General features: G+C 52.1%; 1 protein-coding gene. It reads left to right on the plus strand.

The annotated features are described in order from the left end of the window. Window positions 1–263: 263 nt before the first annotated feature. The gene (locus BDE01S_RS10120) at window positions 264–1,787 is read left to right on the plus strand and encodes a fumarate hydratase (protein ID WP_066081117.1); all 1,524 of its coding nucleotides are present in this window, start codon (window positions 264–266) and stop codon (window positions 1,785–1,787) included. The last annotated feature ends 481 nt before the right edge of the window (window positions 1,788–2,268 follow it).

Here is a 2,268-nt window from a genome sequence, read left to right on the forward strand (position 1 = left end):
GTACTGTCTGCGGCTTTGCTGCCTTGTCTCATTCTGTGTTATTCGACTATAAATGCTTATTGTGTTTCATAAAAAATCAGAGCATTGGTACAATAGGCGCGTATTGGAAACAATATTAAAGATAAAGTGTACTGCCGCAGCCGGGAAGGGAGGCGGTCAGGCCGTCTGAAAACCTACCGTGGTATGCGTGCAGCTTTGTGGGTATTGTTTATCCCGTTTGCGTATCAGCCCGAGCCACTTTCCCATTACCAAAAGGAACAACCATGACGATTATCAAACAAGAGGATTTCATCCGCAGTATTTGCGATGCTTTCCAGTTCATCAGTTATTACCACCCGAAAGACTATATCGACGCGCTTTACGAGGCGTGGAAAAAAGAAGAAAACCCGGCCGCGAAAGATGCGATGACGCAGATTTTGGTCAACAGCCGCATGTGCGCCGAAGGACACCGCCCGATTTGCCAGGATACCGGTATCGCCACCGTCTTCTTGAAAATCGGTATGAACGTGCAGTGGGATGCCGAAATGAGCGTGGAGGAAATGGTCAACGAAGGCGTGCGCCGCGCTTATACTTGGGAAGGCAATACCCTGCGTGCTTCCGTATTGGCCGACCCTGCGGGCAAGCGTCAAAATACTAAAGACAATACCCCTGCCGTTATCCATATGTCGGTGGTGCCGGGCGACAAAGTCGAAGTCACCTGCGCGGCAAAAGGCGGCGGCTCGGAAAACAAATCCAAGCTGGCGATGCTGAACCCGTCCGACAATATCGTCGATTGGGTCATCAAAACCATCCCGACCATGGGTGCGGGCTGGTGTCCGCCGGGTATTCTGGGTATCGGTATCGGCGGTACGCCCGAAAAAGCCATGCTGATGGCGAAAGAATCGCTGATGAGCCACGTCGATATCCAAGACTTGGAGGCTAAAGCCGCTTCCGGCGCGGAATTGAGCACGGTAGAATCTCTGCGTTTGGAATTGTTTGAAAAAGTCAATGCGCTCGGTATCGGCGCGCAGGGTTTGGGCGGCCTGACCACCGTGTTGGACGTGAAAATCCTCGATTACCCGACCCATGCGGCTTCCAAACCGGTTGCCATGATTCCGAACTGCGCGGCCACCCGCCACGTCGAGTTCGAGCTCGACGGCTCCGGCCCCGCGGTGTTGACACCGCCGAGCCTGGAAGACTGGCCGGACATCACCTACAGTCCCGACAACGGCAAGCGCGTGAATGTGGACGAATTGACCAAAGAAGAAGTGGCCACTTGGAAAACCGGCGATGTGCTGCTGCTCAACGGCAAAATCCTGACCGGCCGCGATGCCGCCCACAAACGCTTGGTGGACATGCTCAACAAAGGCGAGCAATTACCGGTTGATTTCACCAACCGCCTGATTTACTACGTCGGCCCGGTTGATCCGGTAGGCGACGAAGTAGTCGGCCCCGCCGGTCCGACCACCGCCACCCGCATGGATAAATTCACCCGCCAAATGCTGGAACAAACCGGCTTGCTGGGCATGATCGGCAAATCCGAACGCGGTGCGGCGACTTGCGAAGCCATTGCCGACAACAAAGCCACTTACCTGATGGCTGTCGGCGGTGCGGCTTATCTGGTGGCCAAAGCGATTAAATCGTCTAAAGTTTTGGCGTTCCCTGAATTGGGTATGGAAGCGATTTACGAATTTGAGGTCAAAGACATGCCGGTAACGGTGGCCGTGGACAGCGAAGGCCAGTCCATCCACGCCGTCGCACCGCGCCAATGGCAGGCAAAAATCGGCATTATTCCGGTAGAAGGTTGATTTTAAACAGCCGATAAAAGCCTCAGGCCGTCTGAAAACAGTTGGAGCAAAATGGTATTTTGTGTCCGGTGGTTTTCAGATGGCCTTTTTAGTGGGCGTGGGTTCGGAATAGGCGGCGTTATCGGCGCTTAGTTAGGCAGGCGGATTTATGCTTGTAACAGTTTTGGCGTGCTAACAAAGAAACAGGCCGTCTGAAAATCGATATGGTTTTCAGACGGCCTTTAGTAGATTTTAAACATACGTAGAGTAGTGCTTAAAACAGAGTAATACTAGTATTAGCTGGAAGGGTAGTGATATTGAGTGCCGAGCCGCACATTATTTATTGTAATTAGCGCACCATTTTCAGGCGGCCACAATCCGCCGCTTCTAGCAGTTCTGCCCAAGTCCGCCAAATTTCTTCCAAAAAAATCTAATTAAAAAATAACCGACTAGCTTAAAACCCGTAAAATATTTTCCGAAAGTGGTTGACGCCATTTCTCTT

It is taken from the genome of Bergeriella denitrificans NBRC 102155, assembly GCF_001592185.1.
Lineage (GTDB): Bacteria > Pseudomonadota > Gammaproteobacteria > Burkholderiales > Neisseriaceae > Neisseria > Neisseria denitrificans.